This window comes from Amycolatopsis thermoflava N1165, assembly GCF_000473265.1.
GTDB classification, from domain to species: Bacteria; Actinomycetota; Actinomycetes; order Mycobacteriales; family Pseudonocardiaceae; genus Amycolatopsis_E; species Amycolatopsis_E thermoflava.
This window is the reverse complement of sequence record NZ_KI421511.1, coordinates 7,243,404-7,269,381: the sequence shown is the minus strand read 5'-3', so window position 1 is coordinate 7,269,381 and position 25,978 is coordinate 7,243,404. Positions and strand designations below refer to the sequence as shown.

Below are 25,978 nucleotides of genomic sequence, written 5' to 3'. Positions count from 1 at the left end.
GAACGGCCAGGGGGTATCCCGGCGTCAGCGCTCGATCGGGGAGGGAAACCATGGGCAGGCACCGCATCGACGACGCGGGCACGGACCTGAAGTGGGGCGGTCCGGCCCTCGTCACCGAAGCCAGGCACGCCGCCCGCGGCCGGCACGCGCGGCCCGAGGACGAACAGGCGACGCAGCCGCTGGAAGGCGCTCTCACCGGCGAGGTCGCCGTCGCCCCCTGACGGGCGGGAAAGCGCAGGTCAGCGCGTCGCGAACGGGTGCCGCCCGTTCGGGTTGATTAGTGCGAATCGGTATCGGGTACTGCTCCGGCCGTGACACCAGAGGTGGTCGTGGTCGGGCAGATCGCCCGTGACCTCGTCCTGCGCGTGGGTGACGCCCCGGAGGCCGGGACGTCGGCCGCGGTGCGCTCCCGCGACGAGGTGCTCGGCGGCAAGGGCGCGAACCAGGCCGTCGGCGTCGCCCAGCTCGGTGTGCCGGTCGCGTTGCTCGCGGTGGTCGGCGACGACCGCGCCGGGCACGACCTGCTGACCCACGCCGCCGCCGATGGCATCGACGTCTCGCACTGCGTGGTGCGGGAACACGCCCGGTCGGCGCTCGTCGTGAACGTCGTCGACGACCACGGCCAGTGGCGCTACCTGGAGGACATCCCCGAAGACGTGCAGGTGGCCGAACACGATGTGCTCTCCTCGGCCGCACTGCTCCGGGAGGCATCCTCGGTCATCGTCCAATTGCAGCAACCGGCCCGGGCGTCGATGGCCGCGGCCCGGCTCGCCCGCGAAGCCGGCGCCCGGGTGGTGCTGGACGGTGTGCCCGCGGACAAGGACCTGCTGCCGTGCGCGGACGTCCTCCGCGCCGACGCCAGGGAGGCGGAAATTCTCACCGGACAGCCCGTCGAGAATGTGGCCGAAGGGGTCAAAGCGGGCGTTATGCTGCTCGCGCACGGGCTCGACTTGGCAGTACTTGAGGTGGCCGGTCACGGCAACGTGTTCGTCAGCCGGGCCGGCTACGAGTTCCTCCCGCACGGCGACGCGCACGTCGTCGACACCACCGGTGCGGGAGATGCCCTGGTCGCGACCCTGACCTGCGCGTTGTCGCGCGGACAGGACCTGCGCACCGCCGCACGAGCGGCGGTCGAGGCAGCGGCGAGCACAACCGAACACGCCGGGGGCCGACCCCGGCTGACCCCCGGCATCCTCGAGTCGCGGAAGCAGCCATGACCCTCAGCCAGCCCAGACCGGCAACCCGGATACTGATAGCCCCGGACCGCGCGGCGCCACCCGTGCCGTGCGAAGAATGCGGTTACTCCGCCCTGCGCATCGCCAAACTCGTCAACGAGGCCGACGAGCCGCTGGCGACCCTGCTGGTGTGCACCAACTGCCGCGCGCACACTCCTTTGCCGGAGTTGCCTGCTCCTCGGGAGCCTTAGGGCCGCTACGCGGGTGTTCAGGGCGCCGGCTTCGCTTCGCTTCGCCCGGATGAGAAGTGCCCTCCCGAACCCGATCTCTCAGTGTTCGGTTGCCGAGACACCGCGTCAAGGCGGGAAAGCGTGCCTTGACCCGGTGGCTCGGCAACCGATTTGGCTGGGGATCGGGTTGCGGGAGGGGGCTGGCTCGTGGGGTGGTTGCTTTTCGTTGCCGGGTGGCGGACAGGTGGCCGGCTAAGAAACCCCCACCGGAGCATGCAAGGGCACCACGGCGCTGGAGAAATCGCAGAACAAGAACGCGTCATACCGTCGCGAAAGCATCGTCGGCACGTAATTCCCGCGCCACTCCGACCGCGGGTCGTACACGACGCCGATCGCCCGGTGTCCCCGCACCTGCGAGGCCCACTCACCGGCCTCATCGAGCAGGAAGAGCGAATCGGTGTCGGGGACGGCCGAGTGCAGCAGCGACTCCACGGTGTCCTCCCGTGCGGGCGGCACCGGCATGTCCTCCGGCGGCGCGCCCCACCGCGAGCCGGCCATCACGGTGCCCCGGTGCGTGCCGAAGCCCACCGTGAACGACTCGCCGGGGTGGCGTTCCCGCACCAGCTGCCCCACGTTCAGCATCCCGGCCGCGGCCATGTCCGTCGCCCGCGCGTCGCCGACGTGTGTGTTGTGCGCCCACACCACGGCCTTCGCCGACGGGCCGTACGCCTCCAGCAGCCGGTCGAGCGTGTCGGTCATGTGCTCGTCCCGCACGTTCCACGATTCGACATCGCCGCGGACCATCGTCCGGTAGTAGCGCTCCGCCCCGGCGACCACCTCGGCGTTCTGCCGCGCCACGAAACCGGCGTCCAAACCGGGCACATCGCCGGTCTCCCGCAGCGAGGCGAGCAGCCGCAGCACGTCGCTTTCGCAGTTTTCCGGCACCAGCCGCGTCGAGTACGCGTAGTCGTGCGGGTCCTCGGCGAACGGCTCGAAGCAGCGCATCGCGGAAAGCGCCGTCTCCACCTGGCCCGGCTGGTGCTCGCGCAGGTACCCCAGGATCTCCCGCAGCGAATCCCACAGGCTGTAGACGTCCAGACCATGGAAACCCACCGGACGGTCGCCGAACCGCGCCGCATTGTACGCCGTCAGCCACCTGGCGAATTCCACCACGTCGTCGTTGGCCCACATCCAGCGCGGCCACCGGTCGAAACCGGACAGCACGGCCTCCGGATCACCGCGCCCGCCCGCCACGCAGCAGTGCACGCGGTGGCAGTCCGGCCAGTCGCCCTCCACGGCGACGAACGAGAAGCCCCGCTCCACGATCAGCCGCTTGGTGATCTCCGCCCGCCACCGGTAGAAGTCGGCGGTGCCGTGCGAAGCCTCGCCCAGCAGGACCAAACGCGCGTCGCCGACGCGGTCGATCAGCGGGTCGAGGTCCTCCACCCGGCGCAGCCCGATGGCGTCCTCGCGCGGGGTCAATACGAGAGCTCCTTGGCCGCGGCCTGCGCGGTGGCGAGCTCCTGGCACAACCGCACCGTGACCTCCTGCGCCCTGGCCAGCGCGGCCGTGGCGTCGAAGACCGACGTGATCAGCGTTTCGTACCCGCCCTGATCACCCGGCACATCCAGGTTCCCCAGCCACAGCTGCCGTTCCAGCCACGTGCCTAGTTCGGGCAGACTGCGGGCGACGTTCTGGGAGAGCAACTTGAGCGATCCGAGCACCTGGTAGATCTCCGCGGCGCCGTCGATGCCGGTTTCGCCGCCCACCCCGGAGGCGCGGTGGTACAACCCGCGCGTCGCCAGCTGGGCCTGTTCCGCCAGCCCGCCGCAGCTGGCCGCCACCTCGCTGTTCCGTGACACGTCCATCTTCGCCGGTCCCCTGTCTGACGCCGGTCGTACTGGTTCAGCTTTCCCCTTCCGCCCCGAAACCAAACCGTGCCGGGCAAAACGTTCAACGGAGGATCAACGCGGGTAGGTGTTCACGGGGACTTACGCGCGAGAGGGGAGTGGGCGATGGCGACGACCGTGTGGCTGGGCCGGTTCGAAGGCATCCGGGTGGGTCTGCATTGGAGCGTCTTCGCGATGGCCGGGGTGCTGGTCGTGGCACTGCCGTTCACCCAGTGGGCGCCACTCGCGCCGGTGCAGGGGGTGTTCGCCTACATCGTGGCGAGCCTGATCACCGCCGCGCTGTTCGTGGTGTCGCTGTGCGCCCACGAACTCCCGCACGCACTCGTCGCGCGGCGATCCGGCCTCGAGGTCCGCGAGGTGACCCTGTGGCTGCTCGGCGGTGTCACGCGGCTGCGCGGCGAACCGCGGTCGCCCGGGGTGGAGTTCCGCGTCGCGTTCGCCGGACCGTTGATGAGCCTGCTGCTGGCGGCGATTTTCGGCTTCGCCACCTGGATGACGTCGCCGATGGGCGATTCGCTGTCCGGCGCGGTGCTCGGCTACCTCGCGGTGCTGAACCTCGTGCTGGGTGTGTTCAACCTGATCCCGGTGGCGCCGCTGGACGGTTGCCGCGTGCTGCGGTCGATCCTGTGGGCCGCGTGGCACGACCGGCACCGCGCCACGCTCGGCAGCGCCCGCGCCGCCCGCGTCCTCGGCTTCGCCGTCTGCGCCCTCGGCGTGGTGACCCTGCTCCGCGGGCCGATCGGGCTCGGCGTGTGGCCGTTGCTGGTCGGGCTGTTCATCGTCAACCTGGCGCTGGCCGAAGAACGCGACGCCGAACTCGGCACCAGCCTCGCCGCGATGCGGGTGCGGGACGTGATGACCATGCGCCCGGCCACCGCGCCCGCCGCCACCACCGTGGCGGCCTTCCTGCGGGACAACGCCATGCTGCGCCAGCATTCGGCCTACCCGCTCGTCGACCCGGTCGGCCGGTTCGCCGGGCTCGTCACGCTGACCCGCATGCGGGCCGTGCCGCCGGAGCAGCGCCCGAACGCCCTGCTCGGGGAAATCGCCTGCCCGCCAACGGAAATCCCGCGCGCCACCCCGGACGAGCCGCTGCTGGCGTTGCTGCCGAGGATGTCCGGGTGCGCGGACGGGCGGGCGCTGGTGTTCGACGCCGACCGGCTCGTCGGGATCGTGTCGCCGTCCGACATCAGCCGCGCGGTGACGTTGCGCGGTCTCGGCGTGGACTGGCACGGCGGCGCGGACGTCGCGGTCGCGCGCAGCCCGTCCAGCCCGCCGCTGGGCCGTCCGGCCGCCCAACGCTGGCCGTGAGTTTCGGCACCTCCGAGCAGGGGAATCCTCGCTTCCGATGAGCCACGAAAACACCCAGCGAGACGTGCGGCGCCTGGCCGATCAGCTCGTGGACGGCCTCGACCGGCACGACCTGGACTCCGTGTCCCGCGTGCTGCCCAGGATGATCGGCGCCGACGCGCCGGACGCCGGCCTGCTCCGGCCGCTGTGCGCGGAGCTGGTCGCGGTGATCGCCCGCGAGGTGCGGGCCCGCGCGGCGCCGGAGGGCGCGGACCTGTTCACCATCGCCCTGTCCGACGAGACCGACGAGGCCGTGCCGATCGACGACCTGCAGCCGCCGCTGCGGGCCGTCCTGCGCGCCGTGCTCGCCGAGCTCAACCAGGACGGCGCGGGGCTGGCGGCGCAGCTGGAGTTCATCGCCGGGGACCCGGATCCGTGCGGTCAGATCGACGCGCTGATCCACCTGGTGTCCTGGGCCCACGACCTGCCGCAGACGTGAGCGGCCAGTGGTGGCGGGACGCCGTCATCTACCAGGTCTACATCCGCAGCTTCGCGGACGGCACCGGCGACGGTGTCGGGGACCTGGTCGGCCTCCGCGCGAAACTCCCCTACCTGTCCGGCCTCGGCGTGGACGCGCTGTGGATCACCCCGTGGTACCCGTCCCCGATGGCGGACGGCGGCTACGACGTGGCCGACTACCGCGACATCGACCCGGTGTTCGGCACGCTCGCCGACGCCGAAGCCCTGATCGACGAAGCGCACCGGCACGGCCTGCGGATCATCGTCGACATCGTGCCCAACCACACCAGCGACCGGCACCCGTGGTTCCAGGCCGCGCTGGCCGCCGGGCGTGGCTCGCCGGAGCGGGATCGGTACGTGTTCCGCGACGAGCCCAACGACTGGCGCAGCGTCTTCGGCGGGTCCGCGTGGACCCGGGTCGACGACGGCCAGTGGTACCTGCACCTGTTCGACCCCGCGCAACCGGACCTGAACTGGGACCACCCGGAGGTGCGCGCGGAGTTCCTGGACGTCCTGCGGTTCTGGCTCGACCGCGGGGTGGACGGGTTCCGCATCGACGTCGCGCACGGCATGGTCAAGGACCCGGCGCTGCCCGACCTCGGCCTGGACCACGAGGGCCTGGTCGAGCCGCCGGACCGCAGCGACCATCCGCACTGGGACCGGCCCGGCGTGCACGAGATCTTCCGGTCCTGGCGCGAACTCGCCCGCCACTACGGCGACGACCGGATCTTCGTGGCCGAAGCCTGGGTGGACAGCCCGCGGCGGCTGGCCCGGTACGTGCGGCCGGACGAGCTGCACACCGCGTTCAACTTCGACTTCCTGCGCTGCCCGTGGGACGCGGCGAAGCTGCGGTCGGTGATCGACTCCAGCATCGCCGCGCTCGCCGCGGTGGGCGCGCCGGCCACCTGGGTGCTGTCCAACCACGACGTCAAACGGCACGTCACGCGGTACGGCGGCGGGCTGCCGCGGGCGCGTGCCGCGTTGCTGCTGATGCTCGCGCTGCCCGGCGGCGCATACCTCTACCAGGGCGAGGAGCTGGGGCTGGAGGAGGTCGAGGACCTGCCGGAGGAGGTGCTGCAGGACCCGACGTGGGAACGGTCCGGGCACACCAAACGCGGTCGCGACGGGTGCCGGGTGCCGCTCCCGTGGTCCGGCTCGGAGCCGCCGTTCGGGTTCTCGGCCGGCACGCCGTGGCTGCCGCAACCCGCGCACTGGGCCGCGAAGACGGTCGCCGCGCAGGAGGACGACCCGGACTCGATGCTGTGCCTCTACCGGGACGCGCTGCGGATCCGCAAGGAACACCCCGCACTCGGGGACGGGGAACTGTCCTGGTTGGACAGTGCGCCGGACGTGCTGGCCTTCCGGCGCGAGCCGGGAGTGGTGTGCGTGGTCAACCTGGGCTCGGCACCGGTCGCGCTGCCGCCGCACCGGAAGATCCTGCTGGCCAGCGCCGAACCGGCGGACGAACTCGCCCCCGACTCCGCCGTGTGGCTGTCAACCTAGGTGCTGGCGCAACTGCCGGCAGGCGTCCGCACAGCTGCGGCAGGCCTCCGCGCACACCGCGCAGTGCTCGTGGTGCCGGGCGTGCTTCTCGCACTCCTCGGCGCACGCCCGGCAGGCCTTCTCGCACAGCGCGAGCAGCTCGGAGACGATTCCGGCGGGGTCACCGCGGCGGGACAGCACCTGGGCGGTCGCGGCGCACACGGCGGCGCAGTCCTGGTCGAGCTTGATGCACCGCACCATCGGAGCCGGATCCGGTTCGGACAGGCAGGCGTCGGCGCAGGCCGTGCAAGTCTGCGCGCAGGACACGCACTCCTCCAGGCACGCGGCGATGGCCTCCGGGTCGAGGCCGCCCAGGTCGGCGGGGTGGGTCCGCACCATGCGCAGGGCGTTGGTCATCACGTCCTCCTCTCCCCCGGCGCATACCCGGCCGGGCCGCGTCCAACCGTTTGCGCGGGCGCGGCCCGGGTAGGCCTTGGCACATGTCCGAACTACCGCTGCCCGAGTACGACGAGCTGCCACTGGCGTCGCTGCAGCACCGCATCCGGTCGCTCGACGAGGAGCAGCTCGACCAGCTGATGTCCTACGAGCTGAAGCACGCCAACCGGCTGCCGGTGCTGGAGCTGATGCGCGTGCGCAAGCGCCAGCTCCACGAGGGCGCCGAGCCGTCGCACGGCGAGCACACCAAGATCCCCGAGGTGACCGGCCACGCCGGGGGCTCACCCGCCAAGCAGCAGACGGCGGCCGAGCCGAACACCCCGCTGCGCCACGGCGTCGCCGACCAGACCCCGCACCGGGGACGCTCCTAGAGCAGCTCCACCCGCCCCCGCGGTCGCGGTGGTAGCGGCGTGGCTCGCTCAGCGGCGACGTTGGTGTGAGTGGCCTGTGTCAGCCCGTCACCAACATCCCCGGATCAGCACACCTGGAGCCGCTCCTGAACGCGGCGCAGCGTCTCGCGCAGGTTGTCCTCCGAGACGGCGTCGATCGCTTCGTCGAGCGGAAGCCACTTCAGCGGCGCGTCCGGCTTCTCCGGCCGCGCCGCTTCCGGCTGCCCGGTCGCCAGCACGAACCGCAGGTCCGCGTGCTCGTGCGCGGGCTCGGCGCCTTTCGCGGGCACCGGGACGACCACCGCGTGCAGCAGGTCCGCGGTCGGCCACGGCCGCAGATCGGTCAGCCCGGTCTCCTCGCGCCCTTCCCGCAGCGCGATCACCAGCGGGTCCGTCTCACCCGGGTCGCCGTGCCCGCCGACCTGCAGCCACGCCTGCTGACGCTGGTGCCAGCGCAGCAGCACGCGGCGGCTCTCCGGGTGCACGATCACCGCGGATCCCGTGACGTGCAAGGGAATCTGCCGCGAGAACGGGTCCGCCGCGGTGGCCAGCACCTCCCGGATCCGTGCCACGTCGGCGTTCTCGGTCTCGTCCCGTGCGGTGTACCCCTCCAGCATGCCCGCAGCCTACGACGTTTCCGGCCCCACGGATGCGGGAACACCCCGCCGGTGTCCAGACACGACGAACTCCGCCGGACCGCACGCGACACCTTCGGCTGGGCGGAGCTGCGCGACGACCAGCTGACCGCGATGGCAGCGCTGCTCGACGGGCACGACGTCCTCGCCGTCATGCCGACCGGATCCGGCAAGTCCGCGATCTACCAGATCCCCGCGCTGCTGATGGACGGACCGACGCTCGTCGTGTCGCCGCTGACCGCGTTGCAGCGGGACCAGGTGGGGCAGATCGAGGACAGCGACGCCCCGGACGCGGTCGCGGTCAACTCCACGCAGCCCGCGCGCACCACGGACAAGGCCTGGGACGCGGTCACCCGCGGTGACGCCGAATACCTGTTCCTCGCGCCGGAGCAGCTGGCCAAGGACGAGGTGCTGGAGCAGCTCGACGAGATCCGGCCGAGCCTGTTCGTCGTCGACGAGGCGCACTGCGTGTCCGCGTGGGGCCACGACTTCCGCCCGGACTACCTCCGGCTCGGGCACGCCATCGAGCGGCTCGGGCGCCCGCGCGTGCTAGCGCTGACGGCCACCGCGGGCGGGCCGGTGCGGGACGACATCGTCGAGCACCTCGGCCTGCGCGACCCGGTGCGCGTGGTGTCCGGGTTCGACCGGCCGAACCTCCACCTCGCGGTGCACCGCGCCACCACCGAGGAGGACAAGCGCGCCGCCGTGCTGCAGTGGGTGCGGGACGCGGAGAAACCCGGCCTCGTCTACGCCACGACCCGCAAGGACAGCGAGCGCTACGCCGAGGAGCTGGGCGCGGTGGCCTACCACGCCGGGATGAAGGCGGCCGACCGCAAGCGCGTGCACGAGGACTTCCTCGCCGACCGGGTGGACGTCGTCGTCGCCACGTCGGCGTTCGGCATGGGCATCGACAAGCCGAACGTGCGGTTCGCCGTGCACGCGTCGGTGCCGGATTCCGTCGATTCGTACTACCAGCAGATCGGCCGCGCCGGCCGGGACGGCGAACGCGCCGACGCGCTGCTGTTCTACCGGCCGGAGGACCTGGGCATGCAGAAGTTCCTCACCGCGCGGCGCTTCGACGACGACGGCATCGCCGAGCTCGCCGAGTCCCTGCGCGAGCAGGACGGCCCGGCCAGCCCGCAGGAGATCGACGGCGAGGTGGACCAGTCGCACCGCCGGACGATGAACAACCTGAACCTGCTGGAGCAGACCGGCCTGGTCGAGGAGACCGGGCAGGGGAAGTTCAGCTACGCCGACACCGATCCGGAGGAGGCGACCGAGCGCGCCGCGGAGGTGTCCGAGCAGCGCAAGAAGCTCGACCGGTCCCGCGTCGAGGTGATGCGCGAGTACGCCGAGACGTCCGCGTGCCGCCGCCAGTTCCTGCTCGGCTACTTCGGCGAGACGCTGGACGAACCGTGCGGGTTCTGCGACACCTGCGACGCGGGCACGGCGGCCGAGCTGACCCCGTCCGACGGCGAGTTCCAGCCCGGCGCGTCGGTGCGCCACGCGGAGTGGGGCACCGGCCAGGTCGTGCGCCGGGAGGCCGAGAAGGTCACCGTGTTGTTCGACGAGGCAGGCTACCGCTCGCTGTCGCTGCCCGCGGTCCGCGAAAAACACCTGCTGACCGAGGAGTGAGATCAGCGCTGCGAGTCCCGCATAGCCGCGAGTTCCGCGCTCAGGGCGCGTAGGCGTCCAGGCCGAACAGGTCGAACAGCTTCTGCTGCACCGCGTCCCGGCAGGTCAGCAGCCGCCGGGTGCGCGGGCGGCCGCCGGTCGACGGGTACCGCAGCACCGTCTCCCCGATGCGCGACAGCAGGTCCAGCAGCTCACGCACCGACAGGTCCAGCCCGGCCCGGTCAGCCTCCTGCCGCATCACGTGCGTCACCGCCGTCGCCAGCACGCTCACCAGCGAGTGCACCGCGATCCGGTGCTCGGTCCAGTGCCGCCGCGGCGCGGACGCGGCCACGAACGGGCCGTTGAGCTGCCGGAACGTCGAGTCCAGGTGGTAGCGCGCCCGGTACGCGGTGATCACGTCGGCGACCGGCCAGTCGTGGTCGGTCACCAGCAGCTGCTTGCCGAAGTACTCCTCGTCCAGGCGCGACCGGGCGTTCTCGTCGACCCGCCACTCCAGCCGCAGCTCGGACGGGCGCGTGCCGGTCAGCCGCGTGGACAGCACACGGTCGACCCACCGCACCCGGGTGATCCGCGCGATCTCGGTCAGCACCTGCTCGCGGGGCCGCCGGTTGGTGCCCGCCGCCAGCGCCAGCGCGAGACCGTCGAGCTGCCGCGTCGCGCTGCTCAGCGCCTGTGCGAACCCGCGCGCCTGCGCCGCGTGCAGCTTCGCCGAGTGCGTCAGCACCACCCGCCGGGTCGTGCCGGACACCACGGCGTGCGTGTCGAGCGCCGTCACCCCGGCAAAGCGATCCGGGCCGACCGACCGGCGCGCCGACGCCGGGCGCGCCAGCAGCTCCGGGTAGTCGCCCAGCGGCAACGCGCCGACGAAGTGCCTGCCGTCGTCGAGGTCGAGCTGCGCGTGCTGGCCCGTCTCGAACACCAGCGTCACCGGGCCGGCCACCCGTGACGCCAGCCGGTCGGCCGACACCCCGAACGGCACCGCGCCCTCCCGGCGGTACACGCTCGACGCCAGCGGGATCGCGCCGTCCCGCGTGACCACCGTGCTCAACCCGGCCGGGGACGCCGCCGCGGTTTCCGATTCCGCGTAGGTCGCGAAGTTCGGCACGTCCACCGCGAGCAGGATCGGCTCCGGCAGTTGTTCCCGCACGCGCGCGGACACCGCCTCCTCGATCCGCTCCAGCTGCGCCCGCGTCAGCCGCCGCGTGGCGCGCCAGAACTCGTCGTCCTGCACGGCGGCGGCGGCGATCCGCGGCCGCACGAACCGGCTCGCCGCGCTCTCCGCCCACCACTGGGCCAGATCCGTGCCCGGCGCGGTCGCGCGGTGCAGCACCGACAACGCGAAGTACGTCCCGATCGACACTTTCGCCCTGCGCGATCCGAGAACATCGTCGATCGCCGAGCGCACCTGGAGCCGCTCCAGGGTGGACCAGACGGCAGCGACGTCACCGAACGCCAGGTGCCGCGTACCGTCGGGTGAACCGGCCGCACCGTCCAGAGCTGCCGCAATGTCCTCGGCGGTGCCGAGATAACGCTGCGACGTGATCCGCGGCGCGCCGTTCACCCGCCCGGTGTGCGCGAGGTAGTAGTAGGTCTTGCCGCCGACCCGCTTGCCGATCACCGAAGCCACACTTTAGGTAATACGCCGGCACCGGCCGCGGCGCAACGACCACGGCCGTGGTGAGCAGCGGAAACAGGGTTCCCGCCACCCGGTGTGGCCGATCTTGCGCGGTCTGGTCCTGGCACCGCGGGCCGGGCCGGTCCTAGCGTTTCCGGTATGGCATCCGCTCCCACCGCCTCCGCGATGCGCCGCGCGCTGGCCCGTGCCCGCGACGGCAAGACCCTCGACATCACCGAGGCGACCGTGCTGTTGCACGCGCGCGACGAAGACCTCGAAACGCTGTCCGAGCACGCCTCCCGAGTTCGCGACGCCGGACTGGCCGAAGCCGGCCGCGAAGGCGTCATCACCTACAGCCGCAAGGTGTTCATCCCACTCACCCGGCTGTGCCGCGACCGCTGCGGATACTGCACTTTCGCGACGGTTCCGGGCAAACTGGACGCCCCGTTCCTGTCGCCGGACGAGGTGCTGGAGATCGCGCGGCAGGGAGCGGCGATGGGCTGCAAGGAAGCCCTGTTCACCCTCGGCGACCGCCCCGAGGACCGCTGGAAGCAGGCCCGCGAGTGGCTGGACGCGCACGGCTACGACGACACGCTGTCCTACGTGCGCGCGATGGCGATCCTGGTGCTGGAGCAGACCGGTCTGCTGCCGCACCTCAACCCCGGCGTCATGAGCTGGCAGGACCTGCAGCGCCTCAAGCCGGTCGCGCCGTCGATGGGCATGATGCTGGAGACCACCGCGACCAGGCTGTGGAGCGAGCGCGGCGGCCCGCACTACGGCTCGCCGGACAAGGACCCGGCAGTGCGGCTGCGGGTGCTGGAGGACGCCGGCCGGACGTCCGTGCCGTTCACCACCGGCATCCTGATCGGCATCGGCGAGAACTACGAAGAGCGCGCGGACGCCCTGTTCGCGATCCGCAAGGTGGCGCGCCAGTACGGCGGTATCCAGGAAGTCATCGTGCAGAACTTCCGCGCCAAGCCGGACACCAAGATGCGCGCCACGCCGGACGCCGACCTGCAGGAGCTGGCCGCGACGATCGCCGTCGCGCGGCTCGTGTTCGGCCCGAAGATGCGCATCCAGGCGCCGCCGAACCTGATCGGCAGCCAGTACGACCTCATGGTGCGTGCCGGGATCGACGACTGGGGCGGGGTTTCGCCGCTCACGCCCGACCACGTCAACCCCGAGCGCGCCTGGCCGCAGATCGACGAGCTGGCCCGGCAGACCGAGAAGGCCGGTTACACGCTGCGCGAGCGGCTGACGATCTATCCCGAGTACCTGCTCGCCGGTGAGCCGTGGCTGGATCCGCGCGTCGCCGGGCACGTCGCCGCGCTGGCCGATCCGAAGACCGGCCTGGCGCGCGAGGACGCGGTCCTGGAGGGCCGCCCGTGGCAGGAGCCGGACGGCGGCTGGCAGGACCAGGCCGGCACCGGCCGCACCGACCTGCACGTCGAGGTCGACACCACGGGTCGCACCGAGGACCGGCGCAGCGACTTCGACTCGGTGTACGGCGACTGGAAGGAACTCGCTTCGCAGGTTCCGACCGCGCCGCGCCGGATGGACACCGACATCGCGGAAGCGTTGCGCCGCGCGGAACGCGACCCGGCCGGTCTGTCCGATGAGGACGCTCTGGCGCTGCTGCACGCGGACGGCGCCGAACTGGAGGCACTCGCCTCGCTGGCGGACGGGCTGCGCCGGGACGTCAACGGCGACGACGTCACGTTCGTGGTGACGCGGAACATCAACTTCACCAACGTCTGCTACACCGGCTGCCGGTTCTGCGCCTTCGCGCAGCGCCGCACGGACGCCGACGCCTACACGCTGTCGCTGTCGCAGGTCGGTGACCGCGTCGACCAGGCGTGGGAGGCCGGGGCGACGGAGATCTGCATGCAGGGCGGGATCCACCCGGACATGCCCGGCACGGCGTACTTCGACCTGGCGGCCGAGGTGAAGCGGCGGCAGCCGGACATCCACCTGCACTCCTACAGCCCGATGGAGGTCGTGAACGGCGCGTCCAGGACGAACCTGTCCATCCGGGACTGGCTGACGCGCGCGCACGAGTCCGGTGTGGACTCGCTGCCGGGCACGGCGGCCGAGATCCTGGACGACGACGTGCGATGGGTGCTCACCAAGGGCAAGCTGCCCGCGTCGAGCTGGATCGAGGTGATCTCGACCGCGCACGAGCTGGGCATCCCGACGACCTCGACGATGATGTACGGGCACGTCGACACGCCCGCCCACTGGGTCGGGCACATCAAGCTGATCGCCGACCTGCAGCGGCGGGCGCTGGAGAAGACCGGTCGGCGCGGGTTCACCGAGTTCGTGCTGCTGCCGTTCATCCACCAGAACGCGCCGATCTACCTGGCCGGGCTGTCCCGCCCGGGCCCGACGAAGCGCGAGAACCGGGCAGTGCACGCGCTGGCGCGGATCCTGCTGCACGGCCTGATCGACAACATCCAGTGCTCGTGGGTGAAGCTGGGCGAGGACACCTGCCGGGACGTGCTGAACGGCGGCGTGAACGACCTCGGCGGCACGCTGATGGAGGAGACGATCAGCCGCATGGCGGGCGCGGACAACGGCTCGTACAAGACGATCAGCGAACTGGAGGCGATGGTCGCCCCGATCGGCCGCCCGCTGGTCCAGCGGACGACCACGTACGGCCGCCCATCGCCGGACCGCGTGGCGGCGGCGCTCGCCTCCGACGGCGTCGCGCAGGCCGTCCGCCGGCCGCTGTCGCTGCCGATCGTGAGCTGAGTGCTGCGGAGGGGCGGACACGCGCCGCCGTGTTCGCCCCTCCCCGCCCCTCCCCGCGCCGCACCGAGTCCGCTCCTCCACCCGCCGCAACCACCACGCGCCGCACAGGGTCCCCCTGCCGCCGAGCGGGTTTTGCCAGCTGGCGCGGCGAGTTCGCCCTTGACCGTGCCGCCGCGCTCCGTGCGCGGCGAGTTCACCGGCATCGAGTTCCCCACCTGTGGCAGTGGTTCCCCGTACCCGCGGTGGTTCACCCCTCCGGGCACCGCGGCGTCAGCCGGCGTTGTCGGTCGTCACCTCGTCCAGGAAGCGCGCCACGTTGGCCAGCATCCGCTCCACCCGCTCCGCAAGCGGCGCGCGGTCCACCGGGTTGTGCACCGCCGGGCGGCGCTTGCCCCGCAGGTACAGCCCGCAGGCCAGGTCGGCGCACACGTACGTGCCGACGGTGTTGCCCTGCTTCCCTGCCGCGCCGACCCGCCGGGCGGCGAACAGCGACACGTTCGTCGCCGCGTGGATCGTTCCGCAGAAGGCACACAGCGAGGACTTCACGGAGCTCCGGTGCTTCGCCGCGGCCCGCAACGCCACCCCGACCACCTCGTCCCCGTAAGGCGCGACGAGGTAGGCGTTCTGCGCGGCACGCGGGTCCCGCCACCCGAGAAAGTCCACTTCGGACCAGTCGAGCCCGGCCAGTCCCGCAGGCAGCGCCAGCCGTTGCGCCTCCCCCTTCGAGCAGTTCACGAACGACTTGCGGATGCGGTTCTCGTCAAGGGGTTGCACGGCGGGAATGATCCGTCGCACCGCCGTGACCGGGCAAGTCATTTAGGATCGAGTGTGATGAGCACGAAGATCGCGTGGCCGGTGCCCGCCCCGGGCCTTCCCGAGAACGTCCACCCCGCACTCGCCGCGATGGCCCGCGCCGCCAGCGCCGCCTACGGGGACGCCCGCCGCAGGCACACCCGCGCGGAGCTGGCCGAGAAGGTCGCCGACGGCGCGGACGGCACCCCGACGATGCGCGTGGACGAGATCGTCGAGGCCGCGATCGCCGAGGAGGCGGACCGGCACCGCGTCAACCTGCTCAGCGAGGAGGTCGGTTTCGTCGACAACGGCTCCGCGGTGACGCTCGTCGTCGACCCGGTCGACGGCTCCAACAACGCCGCCAACGGGGTGCCGCTGAGCTGCTTCGGCGGCACGGTCGCGGTCGACGGCCGGGCGACCGAGGCGCTCACCGTGTGGCTGGACACCGGCCGCGCCTGGCACGCCCGCGCCGGCGAGCCGGTCCCGTTCCGCACCACCGGCCGCACGGCCCTGACCGGCGCGACGGTCAACCTGCTCCGCCCGCACAAGCGCAACGCCGAGGCCTGGATGCGCGTCGCGGACAAGGCCCAGCGCGTGCGGATCCTGTCCACCACGGTGCTGGAGTGCGCGCTGGTCGCCGAGGGCTCGGTGGACGCGTTCTGCGACCCGGGCTCGGACACCCACCGGCTGGTCGACCTCGCGACGGCGATGGTCACGGTGCCCGCGGCCGGCGGCGCGGTGATCGACGTGCGCGGCCGCCCGCTTGAGATCGACCCGGACCTGACCCGCCGCTGGTCCGGAATCGCCGCCGCGAGCCGCGCACTGGCCGACGACCTCGCCGCGACCGTCCTCGGCTAGACCGGACCCACCGGCACCCGCGGCGACCCCGACACGACCCACACCGCACCCACCGCGGACCCGGCATCCACCGCCGCACCCCGCACCCCGGTCGACAACGCCGCAATCATCCCCGGCGAGACCGGCCCCACCGGCACCCCGTTAACAACCACACCGCGGCTCCGCCCTCCCCGCCGCAACCCGCGCCCAGCCCCTGCAAAACAACCCGCTCCTCACCCACCGCAGCTCCAGCATCACCGCCGCAACCCGCGCCCACCCACCGCTGTCCCGACACCGCCGCCGCAACCCAAACCTCACCAACCCCGGCGCCGCACCGCCGCCGTAACCCGCGCCACCCACCGCTGCCCCGGCACCGCCAACCGCCCGCCGCGACCATCCCTGGCAGACCCGGATCCCCCGGGTCCAATGGCCCTACCGTCCATCACCGGCCGGGGTGATCGTGGTGGCCGTGACGTTCCCCGCGCGCGAAAGACCGGTCGCTCCGATGCTCGATCCGTTCGGACTGGAAGTGCTGGGGCGGGCGCAGTGCCTGGAGCTGCTCGCCACCGCCGGGATCGGGCGGGTCGTGTTCACCACGCGCGGTCTGCCCGCCGTCCAGCCGGTCCGGTTCGTGCTGGCGGACGACGCCGTCAACTTCGGCGCGCCCGCCGCGAGCCCGCTGTTCGCCGCGGCGCACGACGGGGTGGTCGCGTTCGAGGCCGACGCCTTCGCCCCGGACCTCGGGTCCGGCTGGTGGGTGACGGTGCTCGGCCGGGCGCGGGCCACCCGGGAACGCGCCAGGGCGTGGCCGGCGAGCACCGCCGATGACCGTTGGATCCGCATCCCGCTGGAAGTAGTCTCGGGTCGGCGGCTCGTGGGGTAGGGCTGCCGGAAGGGCAGTGGGTGATCGGACCGGGCGTTCGCGGACTTGTCGAGGCCGTCGTCGGGGTCGCGGCTGACCTCAGCCTGCCCGAGATCCTGTCCAAGATCGTCACCAGCGCGTGCGACCTCACCGGCGCCGCGCACGCCGTGATCCAGGTGCCGGACGCCGCGCCCGTGCGCGCCGGCGATCCGGCCGCGCCCGGCGCGTCGCTGACCATGCCGCTGCACGCCCGCGGCGGGCGGTTCGGCGAGCTGCGGCTCACCGGCAAGGAGGGCGGGTTCACCGGTGGCGACCGGGAAGCCGTGGTCACGCTCGTCGCCGCGGCCGGCATGGCGATCGACAACGCCACTCTGTACGAGCGGACGCGCAGCCGGGAGCGCTGGCTGGAGGCTTCGCACGAGGTCACCGCGGCCCTGCTGACCGGCGAGGACCCGCAGCGCACACTTCGGCTGATCGCCGAGCACGCCCGGGCGGTCGCGGGCGCCACGGCCGCCGCGGTCGCCGTCCCGCGCGAGGACGACCCCGGCACGCTGGTGTTCGAGGTCGTCGCCGCCGGCGAGGACGCCCCGCCCGGCCTGGCCGGGTTGACGGTGCCGGTCGACGGCACGGCCAGCGGTGCGGCGTTCAGCTCCGGGGAAGCGGTGGTCGTGCGCAACTACGGCCGCTACGCCGCCAAGGAGCAGGCCAAGGTCAACATCCGGATGCCGGAGCAGGTCACCGAGCTGGACTCGGCGGTCGCCGTGCCGTTGATCGTCGGCGGGGAGACCCTCGGCGTGCTGCTGGTCGCGAAGTTCGGCGGCGCCGAGCCGTTCACCGACGACGAGGTCGCCCTGGCCAGCACGTTCGCCGGGCACGCGGCGCTGGCGATGGAGTTCGCCCGCGCCGAGGAGGACCGGCAGCGGCTGGCCGTGTTCACCGAACGCGACCGCATCGCCCGCGACCTGCACGACCTGGTCATCCAGCGGCTGTTCGCGACCGGGCTGGGCCTGGAGGGGCTGCGGCCGCTCGTGACGCAGCCCGAGGTCGCGGACCGGCTGAGCGGTTTCGTGCAGGAGCTGGACCGCACCATCCGCGAGATCCGCAACAGCATCTTCTCGCTGACCCAGCCCGACGAGGCCGCCGAAGGTGTGCGCGCGGAGCTGCTGCGGCTGGCGCAGGACTGCACGCCCGCACTCGGGTTCACGCCCCGGCTCGGGTTCACCGGGCCGGTCGATTCGGCGGTGCCGCCCCCGGTGCGCGCCGACCTCACGGCGACGGTGCGGGAAGCGTTGTCGAACGTCGCCCGCCACGCCAAGGCAGAGGCGGTGTCGGTGGAGGTGGCGGTGGACCTGGCCGGCCGGTCGCTGACGCTGACCGTCACCGACGACGGTGTCGGAATCCCGGACGAGCCCGGGCGGCGCAGCGGGCTGGTCAACCTGGGTGAGCGGGCGGCGCGGTGGCGCGGTCGCTGTTCGGTCGCCCGGAGCGGCGAGCGCGGGACGAAGCTCGTGTGGACGGCCGAGCTCAACGGCGCGGGGAGGGTGCGATGACGGTCTCGGTTTTCCTGCTGGACGACCACGAGCTGGTGCGGACCGGTTTGCGGACCGTGCTGGAGTCCGAAGGCGACATCCGGGTGGTCGGTGAGGCGAGCACCGTCGCCGAGGCCCTGCACCGGATTCCGCCGCTCACGCCGGACGTGGCGATCCTCGATGTGCGCCTGCCGGACGGCGAGGGGATCGGGGTGTGCCGCGAGATCCGGTCGTCGGTGGAGCCGGCGCCGGCGTGCCTCATGCTGACGTCGTACTCGGACGACGAGGCCCTGTTCGGGGCGATCATGGCTGGTGCCGCGGGTTATCTGCTGAAGCAGGTGTCCGGGATGAACTTGGTGGACGCGGTCCGTCGGGTGGCGGCGGGTGCGTCGTTGCTGGACCCGGAGCTGACCGCCACGGTGCTGAACCGGATGCGCGGCGGGGGCGCGGCGGATCCGGGGTATGCGCAGCTCAGCCCGCAGGAGCGGCGGGTGCTGGAGCTGATCGCGGACGGGCTGACCAACCGGCAGATCGGCGAGCAGCTGCACCTGGCCGAGAAGACGGTCAAGAACTACGTGTCGTCGGTGCTGCACAAACTCGGCTTCGAGCGGCGCACCGAAGCCGCCGTGTACGCCACCCGGCGGCGTGACATTTCCCGTCGGCAAACAGGGCCATTGGACCCTGTTCGCGGCGCACGTGATCGGCGAAGGTGAAGAGGTCAGAACAGAAGATTCTCGGCCGCGCCGGTCGCCGCGAGCTGAGATAACCGGCCGGAGCAGCGGCCTCCCACCCCTCCCGCTGCTCCGGCCAACTATTGTCTGTTGTGGACGGTGGGGGTAGGTTTCGCCGGATGGGGCTCACTGGGGCGGAGATCTCGGACGCGGTACGTGACGCCGGCTGGCGGTACGTCCTGGCGGGTTTGTCGACAGCGGTGTCGGTGCCGTCGGCGCGCGACGCGGGGGTTGTGGCGCAGCGGGTGCTGTCGGTGGCGGACGAGGTGGCGGTCGACATCCGGCCCGGTCGGGTAAGGCTGGCGCTCGCCCCGGTGACCGCGCGGGAGATCGGCCTGGCCCGGCGCATCTCCGAGCTGGTCCGGGATCTGGGATACGAGCCGTCTCCGGGGGACGCGCAGGTGCTGGAAATCGCGATCGACACGCTCGACGCCGCGCGGATCGTGCCGTTCTGGCGGGCGGTGATGGACTACGTCGACGGCCCGCGACCGCCCGAGGTGGTCGACCCGCGGGGTCAGGGACCGTCGATCTGGTTCCAGCAAATGGACGCCCCGCGCCCCCAACGCAACCGGATGCACATCGACGTGTCCGTCCCCCACGACGAGGCGCCGCGCCGGATCGAGCGCGCGCTCGCCGCCGGAGGCGTCCTACGCTCCGACGAGGCGGCACCGGCATTCTGGGTACTGGCCGACGCCGAGGGGAACGAAGCGTGTGTCACGACCTGGCAGGGGCGGGACTGACGCTTGGGCGCCGCGCTGTCTCGCCGGTGCCTCGCTTGCGCGCCGGGGCGCCACGCCGCGGGTGTCTCGCCGGTGCCTCGCTTTGCGGGCCGGGGCGCCACGCCGCGGTGCCTCGCTTGCACGCCGCGGCGCCTCGCCGCACCTCACCGCGCCGCCTCGCCGCAGCGCCGAGCCGCCTGCGTGCGGCCCCACCCCGCGACCCCGCCCCTCGCCCGAAATGCTCCCTCACACCCGGTTGAAAGGACCTTTCAACCACCGCGGCTCCACCCTGACCCCACCTCGCGCATCGTTGAAATGACCGTTCAACGCCGCGCGACCGACCCCCTCACCGCCCACCACGAACCCCACCGGCCAATCACCCCCTACCGCAACCCACGCAACTCCTCCGCCGCGCGCAGCACGTCCACGTACCGCACGTACAACCCGGCCAACCCGAACCGCAGCACCTCTGGCGGCCGGAAGTCCCCGATGACCCCGCGCGCGATCAGCTTCCCCATCGCCGCCTTGGCGTCCGGCCACGCGACCGACACCTGGTTCCCCCGCGCGTGTGACCGCGGCGTCACCACCCGCGCGCCCGGCACCAGGGAGTCCAGGCATCGCAGGAAGAAGTCCCCCAGCGCGAGCCCCTTCGCGCGGACCTGGTCGATCGTCACGTCGCGCCATACGTCCAGCGCGGCGTCCAGTGCCAGCATCGACAGGATGTCCGGCGTCCCGGTCCGGCCGCGGCTGATTCCCGCCCGTCCGGCATAAGCCGGGGTCATCCCGAACGGATCCGCATGCCCGGCCCATCCGGTCAGCGGCTGGTCGAACTCGTCGAGCCACTTCCGTGCCACATACAGGAAAGCCGGCGCCCCGGGCCCGCCGTTGAGGAACTTGTACGTGCACCCCACCGCCAGGTCGACACCGGCAGCGTCCAGCGGCACCGGCACCGCCCCCACCGAATGGCACAGGTCCCACACCACGACCGCCCCGGCCGCGTGCACCGCCGCCGTGATGCCCGGCAGGTCGTGCAGCTCCCCGGTCACGTAGTCGACGTGGTTGACCAGCACCACGGCCGTGCGCGGACCGACCTCCGACGCCAGCGTCCCGACCGGCACCCGCCGCACGGAGTGACCGGTCATGCGCGCCGCGCTCTCGGCGATGTAGCCGTCCGTGGGGAACGTGCCCGCGTCGACCAGGATCTCCGGCCGTCCCGGGTTCAACCGCGCCGCCGCGACCACCGCCTTGAACAGGTTCACCGTCGTCGAGTCGCCGACCACCACCTGGCCCGGCCCCGCCCCGATCAACGGCGCGATGCGGTCGCCGATCCGCTCCGGCGCGTCCCACCAGCCTTCGTCCCAGGACCGGATCAGCCGCCCGGCCCACTGCTCGCCGACGACCTCCGCGAGCCGCGGCGCGACCCCGCGCGGCGGGGCGCCCAGTGAATTTCCGTCCAGATAGGACACGTCCGGGTCGAGATCGAACTCCGCCCGCTTGCCCGCCAGCGGGTCCAGCGCGTCGAGCTCGGCCGCTTCGTCTCGCAGCGACATCGTGTCCCTTTCTCTCTATCGCCCTGTGTTGGCGGTCACATAGGGTGGTGTCTCCGCCAGCTGATCACGAGGAGGTCGCAGTTGACCAGCCAACCGTCCGTCGCTGAGCAGGCCGAGGGCTTGACCATCCCCATGCTCCTCCGCCGCAACGCCGCGGAGTACGGCGACCTGCCGGCGCTCACGTCACTGGACGACCCGGACCGCCCGACGCTGACCTGGTCGGCGTTCCGCGACGAGATCGCCGCGGTCTCCCGCGGCCTGGCCGACCTCGGCCTGCGCCGCGGTGAGCGGATGCTGATCATGGCGCCGAGCACCCCGGACCACCTGATCGCCGACCTCGCCGCCACGCACCTCGGCGCCATCTCGTGCACCGCGTACGCGACCCTGAGCCCGGAGCAGATCTCCTACGTCGCCCGCCACAGCGGCACCCCGGTCGTCGTGCTCCAGGGCACGGACGAGCTCAAGCGCTGGCAGCAGGTCCTGCACGAGCTGCCCGCGCTGCGCCGCATCGTGATGATCGACCAGGACGCGGTCCCCGCGGGCGACGAGCGGTTCGTCAGCCTCGCCGAACTGCGCGCCCGCGGCGCCGAGCTGCACCAGGCCGACCCGCAGGCGTTCGAGGACGGCTGGGCGGACGTGCGCCCGGAGGACCCGATCGCGATGATCTACACCTCGGGCACCACCGGCGACCCGAAGGGCGTGGTGCTGTCCCACCACAACGTGATCTTCGAGGCCTACGCCGTGCACGCGCTGCACGAGTCGCCGATGCACCCGTCGAACATCGCCTACCTGCCGCTCGCCCACATCGCCGAGCGGGAGATCTCGATCTACATGCCGATCGTCTACGCCGGCCACGTGCACACCCTCGCCGATCCGACGCAGGTCGCGGGCGCGCTCGGCCGGGTCCACCCGCAGGGCTTCTTCGGCGTGCCGCGGGTGTGGGAGAAGATCGCCGCGGGGCTCAAGGCGATGCTGCCCAACCTGCCCGAGGACCGGCGCGAAGCGCTGCTCTCCGCCAGCGACCTGCTGCAGCAGGGGTACAAGCTGCGCAACGCCGGCCAGGAGGTGCCCGCCGACCTCGCCGAGAAGATCGCCGAGGCCGACCGCACGGTGCTCGCCCCGGTCCGGGCGCTGCTCGGGTTCGACAAGCTGCACTTCTGCTCCAGCGGCGCGGCCGCGTTGCCGGTCGAGGTGCTGTACTTCCTCGCCGGGCTGGGCGTGGAGATCCACGAGGTGTGGGGCCTGTCGGAAACCTCCGGCGCGATCACGTCGAACTCGGCGAAGGCGTTCCGCGCCGGCAGCGTGGGGCGAGCGCTGGCCGACACCGAGATCAAGGTGGACGCCGACGGCGAGCTGCTGGTGCGCGGCCCGCTGGTGTTCATGGGCTACCTGCAGGAGGACGGGACGATCGCCTCCGCGCTGGACGAGGACGGCTGGTTCCACACCGGCGACATCGGCACCATCGACTCCGACGGCTTCGTCACGATCACCGACCGCAAGAAGGAGCTGATCATCACCTCGGGCGGCAAGAACATCGCGCCGACCCGCATCGAGGGGCTGCTCAAGGAGCACCCGCTGATCGGCCAGGCGGTCGCGATCGGCAACGACAAGCCATATGTCACGGCGCTGATCGTGGTCGACGACGAGTTCCTGCCGGCGTGGGCCGCGCAGCAGGGCATCGAGGGCAGCGACCCGGTGGTGCTGGCCGAGCACCCGGCCGTGCGGGAGGAGATCCAGCGCGCGGTCGAGGCGGCGAACGCGCGGCTGGCCCGCGTCGAGCAGATCAAGAAGTACCAGGTGCTGGCCAAGCCGTGGACGCCGGAGAGCGGCGAGGTCACCCCGACGCTCAAGCTGAAGCGCCGGATCATCAACGACCGCTACGCGAACGACATCGCCGCCCTCTACACGGCGGACCAGTAGACACCTAGGCCGAGCGGAGAGGCGTGGTCCACTTCCTCAGACGGGGTGGCACACGCTTCTCCAGGCCGTAGGGCTCGAGGTGGGCGCTGAACACCTCGTCGAACGCCTGCCGCACCGTGTCGGTGTCCCACGTCTGCCGTTCGAGGATCGGCGCCTTCAAGTAGGGCTGCCCGACGATGTGCAGCTGCGGCCCGTTGCACCGCACGAGCTGCCCCGTGATGCCCTCCGCCGCGTCGCTCAGCAGGAACAGCACGACGGGCGCGATGCGCGACGGCGTCCGATCGGGGGGACAGTTGCGCAGCGAGCGCTCCGACTTCCAGACCATCCGGGTGTGGGCCAACGGGCAGACGGCGTTGACGCGGATGCCGGACTCCTCCAGGTCGAGCGCCCAGGAGTAGGTGAGCGAAGCCACCGCCCCCTTGCTCGCCGCGTACACGCCGAGCTTGCGCTGGCCGAGCGAGGCGCCGGAGGAGATGTTGACGATCGACCCGCCGCGGCCTGCCGCGACCATGGCCTGCACGGCCGCGATCCCGGTGTACATCACGCCGAGGACGTTGACCTCGACCAGTTCCCGGACCTCGTCGAGGTCCTCCTCCCAGGGCAGCGCCTCGTAGTTGAGACCGGCGTTGTTCACCAGTCCGTCGATCGCGCCGAACTCGGACACGCACAGGTCGACGATCGCCGTCGCCTGCGCCGGGTCGGCGACGCTGTGCCCGCTGGCCACCGCCCGCCCGCCGTGCGCGCGGATGTTCGCCGCGGTGCGTTCGGCCAGCTCGGCGTCGACGTCGTTGACCACGACCGCCGCGCCGGCCTGCGCGAGGTGCACCGCGAAGGCCTCACCGAGACCCCGTCCGGCGCCGGTCACCACGACGGCGCGGTCCTGCATCAGCATGCTCATCGGTTCTCTCCCCACCGGCCAGTCCCCGAGCTCCAGCCCGTCCTCGGCTGTCTCCCTGGCCTGTGTTCCCAGTCTTCGCGCCGGAACTGCTCAGCGGTGACCGCGCACCGACGAACGGTCCGTCCACTGCGCTGAACGAGTGATGTCTGATCGGCCGGGCTGACCGCACCACGGGTCATGCGGGACGGAAACTTCCACCGTTCGTCGTAACCCGAAGGTTAGAAGGTCTACGACCGTATGGGCCCATTGAGGAGATACGGTCGCGCTGTGACTGTTCGCCTGCGTGTAGTGAGCGGCATACTGATAGTTGCGGAATGTGTCATTCGGGTGATCGGCGTCACAGGAACCGGGCGCGCAGCGACAGAGTCAGTGAGCGCAGGCAACCAGCCGACGAGGGGGAAGTGGGGAGAGGTGTGAAGACCACGACTCGCCCATCCATGGGTGCGGCGCTCGCCAACCGCGAGTTCCGCACCGTGTGGCTGGCCGAGGCCCAGTCGGTGCTCGGTGACCAGCTGACCACGGTCGCGCTGGCCCTCACCGTCTACCACCGCACCGGCTCGGCGCTGTGGTCCGCGGTCGCCTACGCCCTGACGTTCCTGCCCGCGCTGGCCGGCGGGCTCGGGCTGGCCCAGCTGGCCGACCGCTACCCGCGCCGCACGATCCTCGTGGTCACCGCCGCGCTGCAGGCGTTCTTCATCGCGATCATGGCCGTGCCGGGCATGCCGGTGGTGTGGTTGTGCGTGCTGGTCATGCTCGCGCGGCTGGCGGGCGCGCCGTCCAACGCGGCGCAGAACGCGCTGACCCGCGAGATCTTCACCGACGACGAGCTGTACCTGCGCAGCCAGGACATCCGCGGCATCACCACGAACACCACGATGCTGGCCGGGCTCGCGCTGGGCGGCGTGATCGTCACCGCCGCGGGCCCGTCGCTGGCGCTGGCCCTGGACGCGCTGACGTTCGCGATCAGCGCGGTGGCCCTGCACCACTGGGTGCGCCCGCGCCCCGCCGCGGGCGACGGCGACGGCTCCTGGTTCGGCGCCATCAACTGGGTCGCCTCGCAGCGCAGGCTGCGCGTGCTGCTCGGCCTGTCCTGGCTGGTCGGGCTGGCCATGGTGCCGGCAGGCCTGGCCGCCCCGCTGGCGCGCGAAATCGGCGCGCCCGACCAGGCCGTGGGGTGGCTGCTGGCCGCGGACCCGCTGGGGTTCGCGCTGGGCGTGTTCGTCCTGTCCCGCTACGTCTCGGCCTCGGCCCGCCGCCGCACGGTCGGCGTGCTCGCGGTCGTGCCGACGGCACTGCTGCTCGCGTTCGGGCTGCGCCCGGACCTGGTGCTCGCCCTCGTCGTCCTCGCACTGGCCGGCGCGGCGGGCGCGTACATCATCACCGTCGGGGCCACGTTCATCACGTGGGTGCCCAACGAGCTTCGCGGTGGCGCCGGCGGGCTGTACCGGACCGGCCTGCGGGTCGCGCAGGGCGTCGGGGTCGCGTTCGGCGGCATGCTCGCGCAGTGGTCCGGCGCGGCGACCACGGCCATCATGATCGCGGGCGCGGCCGGAGTGGTCCTCGGCGTACCCCTCGCGGTGGCGTGGGGCCGGGTGCTTGGCACGGACAGCGATGCGGCCCGCACCGGCTGACGGCAGCGGCGGCTGCATTCGGAAGATCAGAAGTCACGGTCGCGCACGACGATTCACCTCACGTTATTCGGTCGGAAACAAACACAAATCGAGGGCACCTCAGAAGTCGCGGTCGCGCACGACGAACACCTCTCCCGCGGGAACGAAAACGAACGCTATTCAGGCCAGGGGATCAGAAGTCGCGGTCAGACACGAGGAACACCTCCATTCGGTGCCTGTGGCCGGGACGCGTTGCGTCCGCGCGGCCGCTCGTGGCGGCGGTACGCGACGCTTCGCGTGCGGTGAGATGATACCTGTTGATGGAAAGTACCCGGCGTCGTTCCGGGCACAGCAAAGTTACCCGGCGGCGGTACGCGATGTCGAGGGAAGGTGAGCCGATGCCTCCGCACCACGCGCGTCGGCGATCGCCTACACTCCACGGC

23 protein-coding genes are annotated in these 25,978 nt (G+C 72.0%); 15 read left to right on the top strand and 8 right to left on the bottom strand.

Annotation, left to right across the window (positions count from 1 at the left end):
- Positions 1 to 50 precede the first annotated feature (50 nt).
- Together AMYTH_RS49710 and AMYTH_RS0136075 are read left to right on the top strand one after the other, a co-directional pair.
- Complete coding sequence (locus AMYTH_RS49710) at positions 51 to 221, top strand: hypothetical protein (RefSeq protein WP_167344627.1); 171 nt, start codon at positions 51 to 53, stop codon at positions 219 to 221.
- 90 nt (positions 222 to 311) lie between these two features.
- Complete coding sequence (locus AMYTH_RS0136075; protein WP_228685104.1) at positions 312 to 1,217, top strand: PfkB family carbohydrate kinase; 906 nt, start codon at positions 312 to 314, stop codon at positions 1,215 to 1,217.
- A gap of 440 nt (positions 1,218 to 1,657) precedes the next feature.
- On the opposite strand, the gene AMYTH_RS0136065 is transcribed toward AMYTH_RS0136075, so the two are convergent.
- Both AMYTH_RS0136065 and AMYTH_RS0136060 read right to left on the bottom strand, forming a co-directional pair.
- A complete protein-coding gene (locus AMYTH_RS0136065; protein ID WP_084022747.1) occupies positions 1,658 to 2,887 on the bottom strand; it encodes an erythromycin esterase family protein in 1,230 nt (409 codons plus the stop codon).
- Complete coding sequence (locus tag AMYTH_RS0136060; RefSeq protein WP_020423069.1) at positions 2,884 to 3,273, bottom strand: hypothetical protein; 390 nt, start codon at positions 3,271 to 3,273, stop codon at positions 2,884 to 2,886. Before AMYTH_RS0136060 ends, AMYTH_RS0136065 begins: the two co-directional genes overlap by 4 nt.
- A 147-nt stretch (positions 3,274 to 3,420) precedes the next feature.
- Between AMYTH_RS0136060 and AMYTH_RS0136055 the strand changes: the two genes are divergently transcribed.
- The 3 genes from AMYTH_RS0136055 to AMYTH_RS0136045 are packed head-to-tail and all read left to right on the top strand — an operon-like array spanning position 3,421 to position 6,627.
- Complete coding sequence (locus tag AMYTH_RS0136055) at positions 3,421 to 4,626, top strand: site-2 protease family protein (RefSeq protein ID WP_027934294.1); 1,206 nt, start codon at positions 3,421 to 3,423, stop codon at positions 4,624 to 4,626.
- A 37-nt stretch (positions 4,627 to 4,663) separates the two neighbouring features.
- Positions 4,664 to 5,104: a hypothetical protein gene (locus AMYTH_RS0136050; RefSeq protein WP_027934293.1), complete on the top strand. Its 441-nt coding sequence runs from the start codon at positions 4,664 to 4,666 to the stop codon at positions 5,102 to 5,104.
- On the top strand, positions 5,101 to 6,627 hold the full coding sequence (locus AMYTH_RS0136045; protein WP_027934292.1) for a glycoside hydrolase family 13 protein: 1,527 nt from the start codon (positions 5,101 to 5,103) through the stop codon (positions 6,625 to 6,627). Before AMYTH_RS0136050 ends, AMYTH_RS0136045 begins: the two co-directional genes overlap by 4 nt.
- Here AMYTH_RS0136045 and AMYTH_RS0136040 read toward each other — a convergent pair.
- On the bottom strand, positions 6,619 to 7,023 hold the full coding sequence (locus AMYTH_RS0136040) for a four-helix bundle copper-binding protein (protein ID WP_027934291.1): 405 nt from the start codon (positions 7,021 to 7,023) through the stop codon (positions 6,619 to 6,621). The genes AMYTH_RS0136045 and AMYTH_RS0136040 overlap by 9 nt on opposite strands.
- An 83-nt stretch (positions 7,024 to 7,106) precedes the next feature.
- Here AMYTH_RS0136040 and AMYTH_RS0136035 point away from each other — a divergent pair, with 83 nt between their 5' ends.
- Entirely contained in the window at positions 7,107 to 7,433 is a 327-nt protein-coding gene (locus tag AMYTH_RS0136035; RefSeq protein WP_020423074.1) for a hypothetical protein, read from the top strand.
- A 104-nt stretch (positions 7,434 to 7,537) separates the two neighbouring features.
- Here AMYTH_RS0136035 and AMYTH_RS0136030 read toward each other — a convergent pair whose 3' ends face one another.
- Positions 7,538 to 8,068: an NUDIX hydrolase gene (locus AMYTH_RS0136030; protein WP_027934290.1), complete on the bottom strand. Its 531-nt coding sequence runs from the start codon at positions 8,066 to 8,068 to the stop codon at positions 7,538 to 7,540.
- A gap of 51 nt (positions 8,069 to 8,119) precedes the next feature.
- On the opposite strand from AMYTH_RS0136030, the gene AMYTH_RS0136025 reads away from it, so the two are divergent.
- The gene (locus AMYTH_RS0136025; protein ID WP_027934289.1) at positions 8,120 to 9,721 is read left to right on the top strand and encodes a RecQ family ATP-dependent DNA helicase; all 1,602 of its coding nucleotides are present in this window, start codon (positions 8,120 to 8,122) and stop codon (positions 9,719 to 9,721) included.
- A 40-nt stretch (positions 9,722 to 9,761) separates the two neighbouring features.
- Here AMYTH_RS0136025 and AMYTH_RS0136020 read toward each other — a convergent pair whose 3' ends face one another.
- Positions 9,762 to 11,348: an IS1634 family transposase gene (locus AMYTH_RS0136020; protein ID WP_027934288.1), complete on the bottom strand. Its 1,587-nt coding sequence runs from the start codon at positions 11,346 to 11,348 to the stop codon at positions 9,762 to 9,764.
- Between the two features lie 147 nt (positions 11,349 to 11,495).
- Between AMYTH_RS0136020 and AMYTH_RS0136015 the strand changes: the two genes are divergently transcribed.
- Positions 11,496 to 14,087 carry a bifunctional FO biosynthesis protein CofGH gene (locus AMYTH_RS0136015; RefSeq protein WP_027934287.1) on the top strand — a complete coding sequence of 864 codons (2,592 nt, stop codon included), beginning with the start codon at positions 11,496 to 11,498 and terminating at the stop codon, positions 14,085 to 14,087.
- A 270-nt stretch (positions 14,088 to 14,357) separates the two neighbouring features.
- Here the strand turns inward: AMYTH_RS0136015 and AMYTH_RS0136010 are convergent, their stop codons facing one another.
- Positions 14,358 to 14,861 (bottom strand): FBP domain-containing protein, encoded by a 504-nt coding sequence (locus AMYTH_RS0136010; protein WP_027934286.1) that lies wholly within the window; start codon positions 14,859 to 14,861, stop codon positions 14,358 to 14,360.
- A 57-nt stretch (positions 14,862 to 14,918) separates the two neighbouring features.
- On the opposite strand from AMYTH_RS0136010, the gene AMYTH_RS0136005 reads away from it, so the two are divergent.
- From AMYTH_RS0136005 to AMYTH_RS0135980, 5 genes are all read left to right on the top strand, one after another.
- Entirely contained in the window at positions 14,919 to 15,737 is an 819-nt protein-coding gene (locus AMYTH_RS0136005; RefSeq protein ID WP_027934285.1) for an inositol monophosphatase family protein, read from the top strand.
- A 448-nt stretch (positions 15,738 to 16,185) separates the two neighbouring features.
- A complete protein-coding gene (locus AMYTH_RS0135995; RefSeq protein ID WP_228685103.1) occupies positions 16,186 to 16,599 on the top strand; it encodes a pyridoxamine 5'-phosphate oxidase family protein in 414 nt (137 codons plus the stop codon).
- Positions 16,600 to 16,619: 20 nt separating this feature from the next.
- Positions 16,620 to 18,128: a GAF domain-containing sensor histidine kinase gene (locus AMYTH_RS0135990; protein WP_051362915.1), complete on the top strand. Its 1,509-nt coding sequence runs from the start codon at positions 16,620 to 16,622 to the stop codon at positions 18,126 to 18,128.
- Positions 18,125 to 18,820 carry a response regulator gene (locus AMYTH_RS0135985; protein WP_027934282.1) on the top strand — a complete coding sequence of 232 codons (696 nt, stop codon included), beginning with the start codon at positions 18,125 to 18,127 and terminating at the stop codon, positions 18,818 to 18,820. Before AMYTH_RS0135990 ends, AMYTH_RS0135985 begins: the two co-directional genes overlap by 4 nt.
- A gap of 137 nt (positions 18,821 to 18,957) precedes the next feature.
- On the top strand, positions 18,958 to 19,578 hold the full coding sequence (locus tag AMYTH_RS0135980; RefSeq protein ID WP_027934281.1) for a VOC family protein: 621 nt from the start codon (positions 18,958 to 18,960) through the stop codon (positions 19,576 to 19,578).
- A gap of 362 nt (positions 19,579 to 19,940) precedes the next feature.
- Here the strand turns inward: AMYTH_RS0135980 and kynU are convergent, their stop codons facing one another.
- Positions 19,941 to 21,107 (bottom strand): kynureninase, encoded by a 1,167-nt coding sequence (gene kynU / locus AMYTH_RS0135975; RefSeq protein ID WP_027934280.1) that lies wholly within the window; start codon positions 21,105 to 21,107, stop codon positions 19,941 to 19,943.
- A gap of 132 nt (positions 21,108 to 21,239) precedes the next feature.
- Between kynU and AMYTH_RS0135970 the strand changes: the two genes are divergently transcribed.
- Positions 21,240 to 23,027 carry an AMP-dependent synthetase/ligase gene (locus tag AMYTH_RS0135970; protein WP_051363132.1) on the top strand — a complete coding sequence of 596 codons (1,788 nt, stop codon included), beginning with the start codon at positions 21,240 to 21,242 and terminating at the stop codon, positions 23,025 to 23,027.
- A 4-nt stretch (positions 23,028 to 23,031) separates the two neighbouring features.
- Here AMYTH_RS0135970 and AMYTH_RS0135965 read toward each other — a convergent pair whose 3' ends face one another.
- Positions 23,032 to 23,925, bottom strand: coding sequence for an SDR family NAD(P)-dependent oxidoreductase (locus AMYTH_RS0135965; RefSeq protein ID WP_027934278.1), 894 nt, complete (start codon positions 23,923 to 23,925; stop codon positions 23,032 to 23,034).
- A gap of 437 nt (positions 23,926 to 24,362) precedes the next feature.
- Here AMYTH_RS0135965 and AMYTH_RS0135960 point away from each other — a divergent pair, with 437 nt between their 5' ends.
- A complete protein-coding gene (locus tag AMYTH_RS0135960; RefSeq protein ID WP_027934277.1) occupies positions 24,363 to 25,556 on the top strand; it encodes an MFS transporter in 1,194 nt (397 codons plus the stop codon).
- The last annotated feature ends 422 nt before the right edge of the window (positions 25,557 to 25,978 follow it).

Coding starts and splice junctions, on each gene's coding strand:
- kynU (WP_027934280.1), bottom strand. CDS start 21,107: ATGTCGCTGCGAGACGAAGCGGCCGAGCTCGACGCGCTGGACCCGCTG.
- AMYTH_RS0135985 (WP_027934282.1), top strand. CDS start 18,125: ATGACGGTCTCGGTTTTCCTGCTGGACGACCACGAGCTGGTGCGGACC.
- AMYTH_RS0136040 (WP_027934291.1), bottom strand. CDS start 7,023: ATGACCAACGCCCTGCGCATGGTGCGGACCCACCCCGCCGACCTGGGC.
- AMYTH_RS49710 (WP_167344627.1), top strand. CDS start 51: ATGGGCAGGCACCGCATCGACGACGCGGGCACGGACCTGAAGTGGGGC.
- AMYTH_RS0136035 (WP_020423074.1), top strand. CDS start 7,107: ATGTCCGAACTACCGCTGCCCGAGTACGACGAGCTGCCACTGGCGTCG.
- AMYTH_RS0136055 (WP_027934294.1), top strand. CDS start 3,421: ATGGCGACGACCGTGTGGCTGGGCCGGTTCGAAGGCATCCGGGTGGGT.
- AMYTH_RS0136050 (WP_027934293.1), top strand. CDS start 4,664: ATGAGCCACGAAAACACCCAGCGAGACGTGCGGCGCCTGGCCGATCAG.
- AMYTH_RS0136005 (WP_027934285.1), top strand. CDS start 14,919: ATGAGCACGAAGATCGCGTGGCCGGTGCCCGCCCCGGGCCTTCCCGAG.
- AMYTH_RS0135980 (WP_027934281.1), top strand. CDS start 18,958: ATGGGGCTCACTGGGGCGGAGATCTCGGACGCGGTACGTGACGCCGGC.
- AMYTH_RS0136015 (WP_027934287.1), top strand. CDS start 11,496: ATGGCATCCGCTCCCACCGCCTCCGCGATGCGCCGCGCGCTGGCCCGT.
- AMYTH_RS0135960 (WP_027934277.1), top strand. CDS start 24,363: ATGGGTGCGGCGCTCGCCAACCGCGAGTTCCGCACCGTGTGGCTGGCC.
- AMYTH_RS0135965 (WP_027934278.1), bottom strand. CDS start 23,925: ATGAGCATGCTGATGCAGGACCGCGCCGTCGTGGTGACCGGCGCCGGA.
- AMYTH_RS0136060 (WP_020423069.1), bottom strand. CDS start 3,273: ATGGACGTGTCACGGAACAGCGAGGTGGCGGCCAGCTGCGGCGGGCTG.
- AMYTH_RS0135970 (WP_051363132.1), top strand. CDS start 21,240: ATGCTCCTCCGCCGCAACGCCGCGGAGTACGGCGACCTGCCGGCGCTC.
- AMYTH_RS0136030 (WP_027934290.1), bottom strand. CDS start 8,068: ATGCTGGAGGGGTACACCGCACGGGACGAGACCGAGAACGCCGACGTG.